A 15,963-nucleotide genomic window follows, 5' to 3' on the forward strand; every position below is an offset into this window, starting at 1 on the left:
AGCTACAAGGCAAAACTGCCAGCGAGAGTGGAGAGTATCAAGTTCCAACCATCAACAAGAACAAACAGCATCAACTTAAACGGCAGCGATACAATCATTGGTGACAACATCATCATACCCATAGCCATTAATACCGATGCCACTACCAAGTCGATGATTAGGAACGGCAAGAACAACATAAAGCCTATCTGGAAAGCCGTTTTCAACTCTGACGTGATAAATGCAGGAATCAGAACCGCCATTGAAACATCTTCAGGGTTGGTCACTTCCGCACCAGAGATCTCAACAAAGGTTTCTAGATCTTTGATTCGAGTCTGTTTAAGCATAAAGGACTTAATCGGTTCTTGGGCAACATCGAATGCCTGTCGTGCCGATATCTGTTCATTGAGATAAGGCTGAACTGCTTGTTCGTTAACTTGATTAATCACTGGCGACATGATGAAGAAGGTCAAGAATATCGCGATACCAATAATCACTTGGTTAGACGGTGTTTGTTGTAGACCCATTGCCTGACGCAAGATAGACATCACCACCACAATACGGGTGAACGAGGTCATCAAAATCACCATCGCCGGCAAGAAGCCAAGCATGGTCATTAGAGCCAAGATCTGTAGGTTTATCGAGTAGTCTTCACCACCATTAGCATTGGTTGTCATGGTAAAGGCAGGTATGCCACCACCATTGCCGGTTAAGCTACCCGTTGTCATGGTTTGCGATTTGGCTTGGTCTTGTTCCATCGTGCTGATGGTTACCGACTCTGAGCCAGCGGTATTCGCAGGAATGACGGTGCCATCTTCAGCCTGTGCAAATACCGACATACTGAATACGAGTGAGCAGAGGAGAGTGAGCTGAACCAACAACATTTTAACCATTCGGAAAGCTCCGTTTTGGCAAACGTAAGATGAGTTCAAAAGTCCGTTACTTGTTTGCATCTTTTTTTATTAGCTGGGAAAGCTGACTTGAAAATGTACTTTTTTCCAGCATCTCCTGAGTAAGAGGTTTATCGAGCTTAGAAATTAGCTGGATAGATTGCGTGGTAATCCCGACTAAGAACTGATCATCACCAGCTTGAACAATAGCGATGCGTTCTTTAGTACCTACAGGAATTTGCCTAACAATCGCCAAGCCTTGCTGATTCGACATTGCAGGCACTTGCATGCGCTTGAGTAGCCAAGCAATAAATAAGATGAAGGCTATAACGAAAATTAGCGACCCAAAAGTGGTCGCTAAATCGAGAGATGGCGGCGTTGCAGCAAAGGCAACAGAAGGAGAAGATAACAAAGCTCCCCCCACAATTAGCCTAGCCAATCTTGGAGACAGAAAGCTCATTAACGCAGCTTCTTAATTCGTTCTGTCTGGCTAATAACGTCAGTCAAACGAATACCAAACTTGTCGTTCACCACAACCACTTCACCATGAGCAATCAAGGTACCGTTTACCATCACATCCAGTGACTCACCAGCAATTCTATCTAGCTCAACAACCGAACCTTGGTTCAACTGAAGTAAATTACGGATACTGATCTGAGAGCGGCCAACTTCCATTGAGATAGTCACGGGGATATCCATGATGGTATCCAGTTTACGACGCTCATCTTCAGAAATCGGAGACGATGAATCGGTTAGCTCATCAAGTGGTGCCGCAAGCACGTCATCAACATCAATTGACGGTGCTGAAGGATCTTCACCAAGTGCCGCAGCCCACTCGTCTGCTAGCTTTTGATCTTCACTAGGTTCCATTACCAATTCCTATACTTTTATCTATTTTGCTATTCGTCATCGTCGCTATTTTCCAGCTCAGACATTAAGTCCTTGCCTAGAAAAGCGAGATCAGTTTTAACCACATGTGGTCTTTGAATTTTTTCAGAAATCTGTACTGCGAGCTTCTCACCGGAACGGCCCATTTTCACACGATACGTTGGCAGCTCTTCAACGAACATAGTCGCATGCTCAGGCATGTTCATTGGAATGACGTCACCGGGTCGCAGCTCCATCAAGTCACGCAGAGAAATATCTTGCTCTAGCAAGTTCACACGGAAGTTAACCGGCACATCCATAATTTCATCACGCAGCGCGGTACTCCAACGAACATCGGTTTCCATTTTGTCTGATTGAACACCGGCATCCAGCAGTTCACGAATCGGCTCTACCATGGAGTAAGGCATCACGACGTGGAAGTCACCACCACCGCCATCCACTTCAATGTGGAATGAGCTTACAACAATCACTTCTGTTGGGCTCACAATGTTCGCCATACTTGGGTTCACTTCAGAATCCAAGTATTCAAACTCAACCCCCATCACTGGAGACCAAGCTTCTTTGTAATCTTCAAAAACAATTTTCAACAGTAACTGAATAATTCGTCTTTCGGTTGGCGTGAATTCACGGCCTTCAATCTTAGCGTGGAAACGTCCATCACCACCAAAAAAGTTCTCTACGAGAATAAAAACAAGACGAGCTTCCATGGTGATAAGTGCCGTGCCTTTCAGCGGGCGGAAACGAACCATGTTTAAACTAGTGGGTACATACAATGTGTTTTGGTACTCACCAAACTTCATCATCTGCACGCCGTTGATCGACACTTCAGCTGTTTTACGTAACATATTAAACAAGCTAATCCGCATATGACGTGCGAAACGCTCGTTAATAAGTTCAAGGGTCGGCATTCGACCACGGACGATTCGATCTTGAGATGAGAAGTCGAAATTGACCGCACTATCATTGTCGGTTTCTAAGACATCTTCTACGTCTTCAACATCATCAACGCCATGTAATAGCGCATCAATTTCGTCTTGGCTTAATAAATCGGTCACAAATTACCTATTGAATTACGAAGTCAGTGAATAACACTTTTTCAATCACAGGCTGGCCAACAGCTTGAGCCAGGCTTGCTTTAATATCTTCAGTCGCCTTATTTCGCAGTTCAACTCGCCCAGTTGGAGAGCGCAATTGATCAACCGTTGCTGAAGCGAACGTTGCTAATAAAGTACTCTCTACAAGAGGAGAGTGGTAACGAGCCAAGTCTTCATTCTTGCTGCCACGCACCATCAACTGTGCTTTTATCTGAACTAGGCGGTCTTTTTTATCACCTGTCACATTGAACAAGAAGGGCTGAGGGATATTAACATACATAACAGGCTCGGCTGCGACCACAGCAGTAGTAGGCTGAGACTGAGATTCTGAGGCACTATCATCAGAGCCTAAAAAAAAGAACAGTGCGCCACCTACGCCAAGTAGTAAAACGACTACCGCTACAATGATGATGAGAAGCTTACTCTTCCCTTTAGGTGCATCTTGTTCTTCTGCCATATTTTGCTCTAACTTCCTGTTCTTTCGATTAACTGACGGTACTTTCTATTAACTGGTTCTGTCTATTAACTAAGTGTACTTAGCCTGATATTAGGCATAATAACTAATTCCATCACGCTTTGATGCGACATTCAATTCAAGATTGCTGCCACTATCAAGGTTTTCATCACCTTGCGTATCATTTGTGCGGTTAGCGCCGGATTGTTGCTCACCATTGTTGTATCTATCTTGTCCCTGACCGGAGTTCTGTTGTTGAACAGACGAATCGGCAAGCTGCAGACCTTGCTGAGCAAGCATCTCTCTCAAGCGAGGTAAGGTTTGTTCAATCACATCTCTCGCTTGCTGATTACTCACCGTAAAGTGCACGTTTGCCACGTCATTATTCATGGTCATGCGGATTTTCATTTGGCCCAATTCTGGTGGGTCGAGACGAATGTCCAAGTTCTTAAGGTTCTTAGACATCATCATTTGTACTTTTTCAGCCACTTGCTCATTGGCTAGCTCTTTGGTGAGCTGTAAGGGCGCTTGTTGAGCAGCTTGAATTTCAGCTCGCGTAGGTGCTGAACCCACCGTTGCCGTACCTTGTGCACCAGCCGCAGAAGCGATCTGCTGAGCAAAGGTCGAATCTTTAGAATCTTCTTTAGCACCCGCTTTACCCAAACCAGACAGTGCTGCTGCACCGGCGCCCGCTTTAAGAAGCGTATCAGTCGAGCCTGCTTTTGTGGCAGCTGGCGTTGCATTCATCGCCATTCCTTGCGCGGTTAAAGCTGGATCCAACGTTGCTTGCTGCTGAGGTGAAGCCACATTAGCTTGCTGAGCTGCGGCCTGTTGGGCTGCATGTGCATTATTGGCGTGCAGCATTGCCGCCTTGTCCGTAAGAGCATTGTTTGCTGATTGAGAAGCGGCCTGCGCTGACACTTGTTGTGTAGCCGTCGCTACAGCTGCTGTTGATGCTGCCGCAGCTAAGGCTTTAGTTTCGCTTGAATCCGTATTATCCCAATCGATAGCAGTGGGTTCACCAGACGCACTGTTCGCAGCCGGAGCTTGACTTAGCAAAGCTGTTACTTGTTGTTGAACGTTAGCGAGCTGTTGATTCAACAGGTCTAGGTTAGAGGTCGCTTTAGCCAAAGCGGCTTGCTCATCAACCGTCAACTTAGCGCCACTTTGTTGCTTATCAAGCAAGCTATCGACAACAGACTGCTCTGATTCGATTTGTCCATTCAATTGGTTTAGCGCTTTGGTATGGGCATCTACTTGCTTTGCCAGTTCAATATCCACGGCTGACAATGCTTGGCTCTGCTCGGCAGCAACCGCACTAGCTGCATTCTTTTGGCTCAGCTCTCGGCTCATACTGGCTTCAATTTGTTCTGGACTGACGCCTTTATCCATCAACTGTCGAATTTCAGTATCAGTTAGCTGAGAAACACCCTTACCTCCGGTAAGTACAGCGATTTCAGAATCGACTTCAAGGCTCTTCTCCTGATTTGCAGCCTTAGCTTGTTGTGTCGCCTTATCCGTAACGGAAACTCCTGCAACAGAAGCACCGGTGATATTACCTTGGGCTTGTTCTACCTGACCTTGCTGAGGCAAGCCTTTGCCGTTTGGCGCTTGATTTAGGGTTTTGTTTGCCTCATCCAATTGACCAAGCAATTTATTGCCTTCGCTCATCGCTGCATTGGCTTGCGATGCCTGCGTAGCACCATCTACCGCTGATGGACCCTGAGTTTGGGATTTACCATCTGCCTTATCTGCAACAGTCTTATCAGCGACAGTGCTATCAGTGCCCGAATTGGCTTTGAGCTGAGCCTCAGATCCAGACGCAGCCTCTGCTGATGTTTTATCAGCAGCTTTCTCGCCTTCTACTTCTGAAGCTGCTTGCTTGCTTTGCGCTTCGCTCACTTCGTCAGTAGCCTTTGATTCAGCGGAATCACCTTTGTTCGCTTCGGCTGACGCTTCACCTTCGGTAGATGTCTGTTTAGTATCAGGTTTCGCAGTGCTTTCTGTGTCTTTTACTGCGACTTTACTGTCACTTTCTTCAAAGCCGAGCGCTTCTTTAAAGGACTCAAAGAAACCTTTAGAGTCGCCGGTTTCTTCTACCTTGGAAGAGGCAGAACCGGTGTCCAACAACGATGACATTTTGTTGGTCGCTGAATTTGAGGAAAGACTAACATTCATATATACAAGCTCTATCTACTAGCTTTGCTGCCATGAATCAGGCAACAAAAAGAAAGTCGGATGCTTTTCATGCCTTTGGTGGGCATAACGCGCAATTTTATATAAAACGGAGCAAGAAACATGCCTATAAGTTCGGTTTTCACAATATAGAGAACAGCACTGACGTCATTCGTGGCTTAGGATCACATCTTCTTTCGGCTGTATAACAGAGTCGAAAACTCATCCATTTGCTTTTGTTCTCTTCGATCTTGCAGCTTTGCTTTCTCTTTCTGCTTTTTCTCCATCAACCACTCGTAGGATTTACGTTTTTTGCGTAACTCCATCCAGTAGCTTTGGCAGTTGTCGACTTGATTTTTAAAGTGGTGCTCGGCTTCTCTCTGTTTGGATAATGTTTCATCCAACTGAGTTAAGAAGCGGTTCAAGTGACCATATTGGCTCGCCGTTAAGCCTGCCTTGCCGCGGTCAACGAGCTGCTGACAGTAATCCAGTCGATACTTTTCAATCTGCGCAACCTGCTCATAGTAGCCTTGCAGCTCAGAGTTCGCTTTGTTGAGCGCAAGTACCGCTTGGTTCTCTTGATCTTTGGCTTGATCGAGCAAAAATTCTAATGCGTTATCCATGACTAACCTTATTCACCCGTTAGCCACCCAATACATGTTTCAACATGTTGACGCACATGTCGTATGGGACGGTCTCTTTCATCTTCTGCTGCAAGTACTCATCCAGTTTTGGTTTCAACGTGAAGGCACTATCGATTGCTGGATCCGTTCCTGGCTTGTAAGCACCAATCGACACCAAATCTTGGTTTTTACGGCAGATAGACAGCACTTGCCTTACCGCTTTCGACATCAAGACATGTTCTTCAGTGGTGATTTGCGGCATAACACGACTGACGGATTTCTCAACGTCAATCGCTGGGTAGTGACCGGCATCGGCCATCTCACGAGATAACACAACGTGACCATCGAGAATTGCTCGCGACGCATCCGCAATCGGATCTTGTAAGTCATCGCCTTCGGTTAACACGGTAAAGAAAGCCGTGATAGAACCTTGTTCATCATTGCCGTTACCTGCTCGTTCCACCAGCGCAGGAAGCTTAGCGAAGACTGATGGCGGATAGCCCTTGGTTGCTGGCGGCTCACCCACAGACAGAGCAATTTCACGCTGAGCTTGAGCAAAACGGGTCAATGAATCCATGAGTAGCAGAACATCTAAGCCTTGGTCGCGGAAGTACTCGGCGACAGCCAACGCGGTTTGACAGCCTTTTAAGCGCATCAATGGTGATGAGTCGGCAGGAGCGGCAACAACAACCGAACGCTTACGGCCATCTTCACCAAGAATCTCTTCAATAAATTCTTTAACTTCTCGTCCACGCTCACCGATTAGGCCTACGACCACTACTTGCGCAGTTGTGCCTCGAGTCATCATGCCCAGAGTTACGGATTTACCGACACCAGAGCCAGCAAACAGACCGATACGTTGCCCTTTACCCACGGTTAGCAAACCATTAATGGCTTTCAAGCCGACATCGAGTGGTTCAGAAATCGGTTTACGAGCTAACGGGTTGATTGGCTCCGCATTAAATGAAGCGCGTTGCTCTGTATAGATTGGACCTAAACCGTCGAGTGGATTACCTACGCCGTCGATCACTCGACCGAGCAGTTCCATTCCAACAGGGATACCACTTTCGGTAGTCATTGGCGTGACGCGAGCGCCAGGTAAGATCCCGGTGATTTGCTCACTCGGCATCAAAAATAGGTTATCGCCAGAGAAACCGACGACTTCGGCTTCCATCTGACCAGACATGGTTTCGACTAAACACAAACTGCCGATTGGCGCTTTACAGCCGGTCGCTTCAAGCGTTAAGCCAACAACGCGTACTAATTTACCAGAGGCAATTGGTCGCGATTTTAGCCCCTCGACTTTGTACTGACTGAGACGATTCGCTAACTCAAGCATTACTCATGACCTTGGTGACGATTTGCGCCGCAGAAATTTTGAATAACGTTCTTTACACGATCTTCCATGCGGTAGTTAACGCTCGACTCACCCGCTTCAATTTGTACATCACCACGGTTGAGTGCTGGCTCTGCGACCAGCGTCCAATTACGGCAGTCCAATTCAGTCTCGCCATACGCAGAGCGAATGATCGCCACATCTTCCGGATTGAGTTTCAATGTGATTGCGTGACCAGAAATCGGCAACGACTCTACCGATTCTTTAACGGTATCTAATATGATTTGTGGGTTGGTTTGCACTTCAACATGAACCACTTCTTTGACCATGGTAAGCACCATGTCGACCAATTGCTTCTCCACCTGAGCGTTCATCAACTCTAATGGTTGAGCGAACTGGTTTGCCAGCCCCATGAAGACGGCCACCTGCTGTTGAATGTACTCTTGACCCGCGGTTACGCCTTCAAGCTTGCCGGCTTCGTTGCCTTCTTCGTGACCGGCAGCAAAACCTTCTTCTTTGCCTTTTTCATAGCCTTGCTTAAAGCCCGCCTCTTGGCCTTGATGCAGCCCTTCCTGATAAGCGCCTTGTTTAATCAGCTCGATTTGCTCTTCAGTCAGAACCAGCTCTTCATCTTCAATGGCTTCTTCAACCGTTGGCATCCAACTAGGGTCGTAGTTAAAAGCGGTTTCTTTGGCTTGTTTGCTCACGTCAGAGGTGTAGTCAGGCAGCCCCCATTTCTGAGGTTGGGCAACCGTATTATCTTCTTCAGGGCGAAGGAAGCCGCGTTTTCTATCACCTGACATATCAGTACCTATCTATGAGTGGCTTAACTGTATTGTGAATTCAAGCAGTTAAACTGAGTTAATCTGTGGTTCGAGATTGGATAAAGAAAAGCCCCAACAGTGTGGGGCTTTTGAGATTTCTGTATTAAAGGAACTCGTCGGCGCCACCAGACAGCATAATTTCGCCACTGTCTGCCATCTTCCTCGCGATACCCAAAATCTCTTTCTGAGCAGCTTCAACATCAGAGACTTTGACTGGCGGCATCGCCTCAATATCGTCTCTCATCATATCGGCAGCACGTTTAGACATGTTCTTGAAGATCTTCTCACGTAGACCTTCATCTGCACCTTTAAGTGCTTTCTGTAGAATATCTTGTGGAACATCACGTAGTAGTCGTTGAACACCTTGGTCATCAACTTCAATAAGGTTTTCAAAGACAAACATCAGATCTTGAATCTGTGTTGCCATGTCTTCGTCTTGGTCACGGATTTGATCCATCAAGACGCCTTCCACGTTGTTATCCATGTAGTTCATGATCTCAGCCGCGGCTTTCAGGCCACCAATTTTGGCAGCTTGAGCACCCGCTTGACCCGCGAACTGTTTCTCCATGATTTCATTCAGTTCAGCAAGCGCCGAAGGTTGAACTTCTTCAAGGTTGGCAATACGCATCATCAGATCCAGACGAACTCGCTCTGGGAACTGAGACAGGATCTCAGCCGATTGATCGGCATCGAGGTACGACAACACAATAGTTTGAATTTGAGGGTGCTCGTTGATGATAATGCTCGCCACCTGACGAGGATCCATCCACTTAAGCGAATCCAAACCTTTCGAACCTGTGCCGAGAAGGATTTGGTCAACAAGGTTATTCGCCTTGTCTTCACCCAGAGCAGCAACTAACGCATTACGCATGAAGTCTTCGCTGCCCATACCAATGTTGGTGTACTTCTGAATATCATCTAAGAAAGCACGGTGCACAGCGCCTACTTTCTCTTGGGATAGGTCTGTAGCTCGCGCCATCGCACTACCCACACGCTGAACCTGCTTTGGCTCTAGGTGACGAATAATACCAGCAGCATCTTCTTCATTTAAACTGAGCAACAAGATCGCAGCGCGCTCATCGCCTGAGATAGAGCCGATATCCACGCTAGAGACATCAAGCACTTCACCGCCTTCAGTTTGTTGTGGAACTATTTCGTTAGCCATCTACCATCCAATTCTTAACTACTTGAGCTGCTAGCTCTGGTTCATTCGCTACAAGTGCACGTACTGCTTTCAGCACGTCCTCGTCTTTATGAAGGTTTGGTAAGTCGATACTTGAACCAAATTCAAACAGCTCACCACCTTCAATATCACCACCAATTAAGCTGGTTTCGCCGTCGGCACCAATTGGCATGCCATCAGGTCCGTACATCTGTTCATCGTTGTCTGCTGCTGGGTTAAGCAGTTTCTTCATTGCAGGGCGAACAAGTACCAACACCACCACAATGATAACCAAGGCACTTGCAAACCAACGAACCCAATCATTGAAGTTTGGATGCTCCCAGATTGGCACATCAGCAACAACATCTGTTACTTGAGGTGCAAACTGCATGCTTAATACGTTGAGCAAATCACCACGAGTTTCATCAAAGCCCACCGTACCAATCAGTACTTGGCGAATCGCATTGATTTCGCTCGCCGGGATTGGCGTATGAACCACTTCACCCGTATCTGGGTTCAAGGATTGGCGGTCTTTGATCGCAACAGAAACCGTCTGACGATTAACCGTGCCGCTCTGTTTACGTTCATGACTGATGGTGGTGTCTAGCTCAAAGTTTCGAGTCGCTTCTTTGTGAACAGAGCCTTGACCTGTCATCGCGCCGTCTTTCATCTGAGCCACATCTTGTGGAATTGAGGCATCCGCTGGAGGCTGGTTACTCAACGCACCCGGAATACCCGCCACCGTATTTCCATTGTTGTAATCTTCTAAGGTGTATTCACTTCGAGTCGCCGGTGTATTCGGATCAAAACGTTTTCTGGTTTGCTCCACAGCACTGAAATCGAGCTGGATATCAACCTGAGCGGTGTAGTTACCAAACCCAAGAATAGGAATCAGGATGGAGTCAATTTTTTCACGCAGCGCTTGTTCTTGATTGCGCTCTAACTCGTGTTCTTTACGACGCGCCGCTGACATAGGGTCTTGAGAGCCTGAGCTCAACAATCGGCCATGCTGATCGGTCACCGTAATACGTGAGGTTTTCATTCCCGGAACGGCACTTGCCACCATATCCACAACAGAATCAACTTCTTGCTGCTTGAGGTTAGTACCTGTTTTTAGAGTTAGGAATACAGAAGCAGAGGCTTCTTGATTATGACGTACAAAAACACTCTGCTTCGGCAGGGCCAATAAAACCTGAGCTTTACGCACCTGTTTCATCTGCTCAATGGCTTTGGCAAGTTGTCTTTCGCGGCTTAATTTAAGGCGTTCTTGTTCTAAACGTTGTGATACACCAAAACCCATGTCTTGCATGAGGATGTCATCACCCGCGTTTCGCTCTTGATTCAAACCCGCTCGTACCATATTAAGCTTTAATGAGTTGTACTCACTCGCCGGTACTGAGATGGTATTGCCTTCAAGCGTGTAATCGATCTTTTGCAGATCTAAGTAATCAAGAACGGGGATCAATTCTTCTGTTTCGTAAGCCCCTAATGGACGCATTTCTGGCTCTTTTACCCAGAAAAACAGCATCACAATCAGCGCTACACAGATAGAGATAGAAAGGACTAAGACGACCTGACGAAGTAAATCAAGATCACCGACAGCCATATCGAACTTCGATGAACTGCGTTCACCTAGATCGGGATTTTGCCCTTCTCCGTCTAGCTCAGAGCCTGCAATAAGTGCATGGTTGTTGCTATCGCTTACGGTTAAATCTGTTGTTTGACTATTATCTGCCACTATTTAACTACCCAACTTATACCGGCATATTCATCAGCTCTTTGTACGATTCGACCAATTTATTTCTAATTTGGATCGTCGCCTCAAAAGCCACACTAGATTTATTACGAGCAATCATCACGTCCGATAGGGATACGCTTTGGTCGCCACTATCAAAACGAGCTTGAAGATCACCTGAAGTCTTTTGTAATGAGTTCACATTATTGATGGCATTAGTCAGCATGTTGCCAAAATCTGCACCGACCGCTTGCCCCGTTGCTGCGGGACGCGCGCTGGCAGCTTCGACCATCATCGCCTGCATTTCGCCTTGTAAACCATCTATTCTCATCTACTACCTCAGGAGTCAAAATTATGACTATCTATTTAGCTATATTATTGACAGAGCAATTAGCGTGCCACACATTAAATTGACTAGATATCGTATTACACTAGTCAGAAAGCTGACACTACTAATCTATCCTCAGTTTGGGATATCTATTCCAGCATCGCGCATTTTAGCCAACTTGTAACGCAGTGTACGAGGGCTAATACCCAGTTTTTCAGCCATATCTTTGCGTCGACCATTACATGCAATCAGGGTTTCAAGAATGATCGCATACTCTTGATCTCTAAGCTCATTACCTAACCCTTCGCTGCTAGCCGCGATTTTACTGATTGGGTTTGCTTCGGCAATCGGCTTGATTTCTGGCGCAGCTACGTCAGTGCCTTCAACGATTTGTTGTAGGCTGCTTGCGTCTTGCCAATCGACACCTTCAAGAAGGATATGCTCACCAGAGATGTTCTCTTGTTCGCTCAATATTAACGCACGCTGTACCACATTGTCTAATTCGCGAACATTGCCCGGCCACGGATAATTGACGAGTTTGCTGATCGCTTGTGCTGACATAACGGGTACAGGCATACCAAGTTTGGTGCAGTGGCGCTCAACTAAGTGCTTGGCTAAAGGCTCAATATCGCCTTTACGCTCGCACAATGGAGGCCAAGAAATTGGGAATACATTCAGGCGGTAGTATAAATCCTCACGGAAATTCCCTTCAGAAACATACTGTTTAAGGTCTCGGTTACTGGTCGCTAATACACGAACATCCAATTTGATGCTCTTACGACTACCTAATCGCTCAACTTCGCGCTCTTGCAAAACACGCAGTAGTTTGGCTTGTAGGCTAAGATCCATTTCACTGATCTCATCCAACAGAATTGTACCGCCCTGCGCTTGCTCGAATTTCCCCGGGCAAGCTTGAATAGCGCCAGTAAATGCGCCTTTTTCATAACCAAACAGGGTCGCTTCTAACATGTTGTCTGGGATCGCCGCGCAGTTAATCGCGACAAACGGGCCATCTTTTCGGCTAGAAGCATTGTGAATGTAGCGAGACATCACCTCTTTACCAGAACCACTCGGGCCCAACACCATGACGTTGGCATCGGTTTTCGCAACTTTATCAGCCAGCATCATTAGCTTGATACTTTTTTCATCAGCAACGATAGCGTCACCATTGTCATCCGACTTTACAGGCGCATAACGGCTGACCATGTTGAGCAGCACTTCTGGCGCAAATGGCTTTGCCATATAGTCGATAGCGCCCTCTTTCATTGCAGCAACGGCATCTTCGATGTTGGCGTACGCTGTCATTAGCAATACCGGCAAATTTGGCCAATGCTGCTTAATGTTTCTCAATAGTGCCAAGCCACCCATGCCCGCCATCTGCACGTCAGATACGACAATATCAACGGAGTTCGATTTTAATTTGACCAGAGCATCTTCCGCACAATCCGCTTCCAGCCATTCATAGCCAGCAAGCGCGAGTGTGTCGACAAGGGCTTCGCGTAGACCTTCATCATCTTCGACGATTAACACTTTGCTTTGAGCCATAGGATTCTCCAGTGTAAATTCAGTTAAAACTTATTAGTCTTCAGAAGAAGCACTTCTTTCAAGCGGTAGACACATGGTAAAGCATGCGCCGTCGCCTTCTTCTGATATCAATTCCAGTCGGCCTTCATGTGCTCGACATACCATTTGTACAACCGCTAAGCCTAGACCTGTACCTTGTGAACGAGTGGTAAAGAAGGGTTCCATTATTTTACCTTGAAGCTCTTTCGGTACGCCGGGGCCACTGTCTTGCACTGATATCTTAAGCTCGCCATTTACGGACCTAAAAAACACATCGATCTGTGATTCCTTACCCGCAATTTGAACCGCGTTCAACACTAGGTTGCTTAACGCTGAGGCGATAGCATTGGCGTTGCCGAACATTTGAGTCTGTTCGCCCTCAACTTCTTGGCAATAATCAATCTGGTTAGTTTTCAATGCCGCTTCCACCATAGGGTGAAATTCAGTGATCAATTCAGCCACAGTAAATGGCTTAACGACTTTGTTGTCACCACCTTTGGCAAACAACAGCATGTCGTTCACTTGCTTCTCTAAGTCATGCAATCTATCCATAAGCTTAGATTGAAAACGCGTTTTTGTTGCCGGCGGCAGATTTGGCGCGGCAAGGTTTGATGCATACAGCATCGCACTTGAAAGCGGCGTTCGCACTTGATGGGCAAGCGAGGCCACCATTCTACCTAATGAAGACAAACGCTGAAGATCACTCACGCGAGACTGCAATAGTCGGGTCTCGGTCAGATCGGTAATCAAAATCAGCTGACCCGTGGTAGAGGCTGAAATCGCCAAACGCACTTTTCGCCCGTTCTTCAATGAGATCTCATGACCGTCATCGTCTTTTGGGTCAAAGGCACTTTGAATCACTGAAAACCACTTCTCGCCAACCAACTCAACACCAAGAATACGATGCGCTTCAGGGTTCGCTTCTCTCACTTCGCCGTGTGTATCTAACAAGATAACCCCTGCTGGCATCACGTCGAGTACTTGCTTATAGCGCTCAACCTGCTGTTCAACAGAATCTAGGTGTGATTGATTTTCTGGTTCGTTAGATACGCGCATGTCAAAAATTTGCCTCAAATACTAAAACAGCCTGAGACGTACAACACGAGTCAGGCTATTTGCTATATTTATCACATAGTTAAGCAAGCAACAACTCGACTATGGTTTATCTGTTCACTTAGCTAGAGTTACCAAATAGCTAAAAAGTGTGTGCTAGTTTTTCGTTTTCATCGAAAACTGGACACTATCGCTGCAAGTTATATTTACGCATTTTTTCAACCAGAGTGGTTCTACGCATTCCAAGCATGTCAGCAGCACGAGCAACAATGCCGCCCTGCGCTTCCAACGCTTGATTGATCATATTCACTTCCATATCCGCGAGTAGCTCTTTCAAGTTAACCCCTTCTGGCGGTAACTCTTGAGGCGCATTAGCATTGTCGGCAATATCATCTTGCTGATCAAAACTGAAATCTTCTGAGAATAAGTCAGCAAGTGCATCACGCTCTTGCTCCTCTTCAGATCCAAAGCTATTAAACTCTGGCTGGAACTCAGGGATATCGCTGTATCGATATTTAGTTGGCAGGTGATTCACATCAACCAAGCTGTTTGGATACAAGATAACCATTCGTTCAACCAGGTTCGCTAGTTCACGAACGTTACCTGGCCAGTAATGCTCCATCAAAGAGTTGATAGCACGAGCCGTGAAACAGATAGGCATGCTGCCTTCCGCTTCCATTCGAGTCATCAGCTCTTGAAGCAACAGTGGAATATCTTCTTTACGATCTTGAAGCGCCGGCATTTCAATCGGGAATACATTTAAGCGGTAGTAAAGATCTTCACGGAACGAATCATCGTCGATCATATCTTCAAGGTTGCGGTGGGTTGCCGCAATCACTCTAACATCAGCTTGTATGGTGCTATTGCCACCTACACGCTCAAAGCATCGCTCTTGCAGTACTCGTAGCAGCTTAACTTGCATCGCCATCGGCATATCGCCAATTTCATCAAGAAACAGTGTGCCACCTTCAGCCAATTCAAAACGGCCTTTACGTGCAGTAATCGCCCCAGTAAATGCGCCCTTCTCATGACCAAACAGTTCACTTTCAAGCAAATCAGGTGGAATCGCGCCACAGTTTACAGGAACAAAAGGCCCTGAACGACGTTTAGAGTGATAGTGAATGTTACGCGCTACGACTTCTTTGCCTGTACCAGATTCACCAAGAATCAGCACGTTCGCTTCCGTAGAAGAGACTTGTTCAATTAAGTGACGTACTTCTTGAATGCCAGCACTTTGTCCTACTAGGCTGCGAAACAGGGTGTTCTTGCGTGCCGAAGACACAACTTGAACACCTTTGCGGCCTAAGAAGTCTTTACAGTGTCTTAATGCATCACTTAATTGCGGGTAGTTAAGAGGAAGTTCAAGCTCACCAACATAGTTAGTCAACTCGTCAACCGGGTGATTGTTTTTGCCAATCACCAGTAAAGGGATGTGATTGGCGTGAACAAGCTTCTCATTCAGTAATGCGTTGAAGCCTTTACCTTTAATGGTACCAATAATGCAGCCGGCCCACTGTAGTGACCAGTCAACTTTACGTGCTTGTTCAGAGCTGATTACTTCGCAGCTCTCTCCTACAAACTCTAATATTGTGCTTAAATTGTGACGATCTTGAGCGTTATCGTCGACGACAAGCAGTTTTGCCAAACCTTGCATAAGTAGGAATTATTGCCTTTATTTTGGTGCGATGCAGAAAAACGGTGAGCGACGTAATCGATAAAACAGAGAAAAGTATCAATGATTATGGTCTACGTGGACAAATTTAGGAAATCAGCAACGAAAAAAGCCATTAGGCTATCTAATGGCTTCTATTTTATTTGATTAAAAAAATAAGGCAACCAACCAATTAAGGGATATGAGA

The 15,963-nt window shown here is 46.3% G+C and carries 15 protein-coding genes; all 15 read right to left on the reverse strand.

Annotated elements, in window-relative coordinates; all coding sequences use genetic code 11:
- Window positions 1–2: 2 nt before the first annotated feature.
- The gene (gene fliP / locus AB4351_RS02795) at window positions 3–932 is read right to left on the reverse strand and encodes a flagellar type III secretion system pore protein FliP (protein WP_371714731.1); all 930 of its coding nucleotides are present in this window, start codon (window positions 930–932) and stop codon (window positions 3–5) included.
- Complete coding sequence (gene fliO, locus AB4351_RS02800; protein WP_372125024.1) at window positions 919–1,329, reverse strand: flagellar biosynthetic protein FliO; 411 nt, start codon at window positions 1,327–1,329, stop codon at window positions 919–921. The genes fliP and fliO overlap by 14 nt, the downstream gene beginning before the upstream one ends.
- Window positions 1,329–1,739, reverse strand: coding sequence for a flagellar motor switch protein FliN (fliN, locus tag AB4351_RS02805; protein ID WP_004739851.1), 411 nt, complete (start codon window positions 1,737–1,739; stop codon window positions 1,329–1,331). The genes fliO and fliN overlap by 1 nt, the downstream gene beginning before the upstream one ends.
- A 29-nt stretch (window positions 1,740–1,768) precedes the next feature.
- The gene (gene fliM / locus AB4351_RS02810) at window positions 1,769–2,812 is read right to left on the reverse strand and encodes a flagellar motor switch protein FliM (RefSeq protein ID WP_060983689.1); all 1,044 of its coding nucleotides are present in this window, start codon (window positions 2,810–2,812) and stop codon (window positions 1,769–1,771) included.
- Window positions 2,813–2,819: 7 nt separating this feature from the next.
- Window positions 2,820–3,308, reverse strand: coding sequence for a flagellar basal body-associated protein FliL (gene fliL, locus AB4351_RS02815; RefSeq protein WP_146492312.1), 489 nt, complete (start codon window positions 3,306–3,308; stop codon window positions 2,820–2,822).
- 90 nt (window positions 3,309–3,398) lie between these two features.
- Window positions 3,399–5,483 (reverse strand): flagellar hook-length control protein FliK, encoded by a 2,085-nt coding sequence (locus AB4351_RS02820; RefSeq protein WP_372125027.1) that lies wholly within the window; start codon window positions 5,481–5,483, stop codon window positions 3,399–3,401.
- Window positions 5,484–5,665: 182 nt separating this feature from the next.
- Window positions 5,666–6,103: a flagellar export protein FliJ gene (gene fliJ, locus AB4351_RS02825; protein WP_017060679.1), complete on the reverse strand. Its 438-nt coding sequence runs from the start codon at window positions 6,101–6,103 to the stop codon at window positions 5,666–5,668.
- A 19-nt stretch (window positions 6,104–6,122) separates the two neighbouring features.
- Window positions 6,123–7,442, reverse strand: a complete 1,320-nt coding sequence (fliI, locus tag AB4351_RS02830) for a flagellar protein export ATPase FliI (RefSeq protein WP_017060680.1) — start codon at window positions 7,440–7,442, stop codon at window positions 6,123–6,125.
- A complete protein-coding gene (fliH, locus tag AB4351_RS02835) occupies window positions 7,442–8,242 on the reverse strand; it encodes a flagellar assembly protein FliH (protein WP_017060681.1) in 801 nt (266 codons plus the stop codon). Before fliH ends, fliI begins: the two co-directional genes overlap by 1 nt.
- A gap of 124 nt (window positions 8,243–8,366) precedes the next feature.
- Entirely contained in the window at window positions 8,367–9,428 is a 1,062-nt protein-coding gene (fliG, locus tag AB4351_RS02840; RefSeq protein WP_017060682.1) for a flagellar motor switch protein FliG, read from the reverse strand.
- A complete protein-coding gene (gene fliF, locus AB4351_RS02845; RefSeq protein WP_371724532.1) occupies window positions 9,421–11,163 on the reverse strand; it encodes a flagellar basal-body MS-ring/collar protein FliF in 1,743 nt (580 codons plus the stop codon). The genes fliG and fliF overlap by 8 nt, the downstream gene beginning before the upstream one ends.
- A 16-nt stretch (window positions 11,164–11,179) precedes the next feature.
- Entirely contained in the window at window positions 11,180–11,491 is a 312-nt protein-coding gene (gene fliE, locus AB4351_RS02850) for a flagellar hook-basal body complex protein FliE (RefSeq protein ID WP_017060684.1), read from the reverse strand.
- Between the two features lie 132 nt (window positions 11,492–11,623).
- Window positions 11,624–13,033 (reverse strand): sigma-54-dependent transcriptional regulator, encoded by a 1,410-nt coding sequence (locus AB4351_RS02855; protein ID WP_372125029.1) that lies wholly within the window; start codon window positions 13,031–13,033, stop codon window positions 11,624–11,626.
- Window positions 13,034–13,066: 33 nt separating this feature from the next.
- Window positions 13,067–14,107 (reverse strand): PAS domain-containing sensor histidine kinase, encoded by a 1,041-nt coding sequence (locus AB4351_RS02860; RefSeq protein ID WP_372125031.1) that lies wholly within the window; start codon window positions 14,105–14,107, stop codon window positions 13,067–13,069.
- Window positions 14,108–14,291: 184 nt separating this feature from the next.
- Complete coding sequence (locus tag AB4351_RS02865) at window positions 14,292–15,758, reverse strand: sigma-54 dependent transcriptional regulator (RefSeq protein ID WP_017064122.1); 1,467 nt, start codon at window positions 15,756–15,758, stop codon at window positions 14,292–14,294.
- Window positions 15,759–15,963 lie beyond the last annotated feature (205 nt).

Origin of the sequence: Vibrio sp. 10N.261.51.F11 (assembly GCF_041471665.1) — a bacterium.
In the GTDB taxonomy this organism is placed as follows: Bacteria; Pseudomonadota; Gammaproteobacteria; order Enterobacterales; family Vibrionaceae; genus Vibrio; species Vibrio crassostreae_C.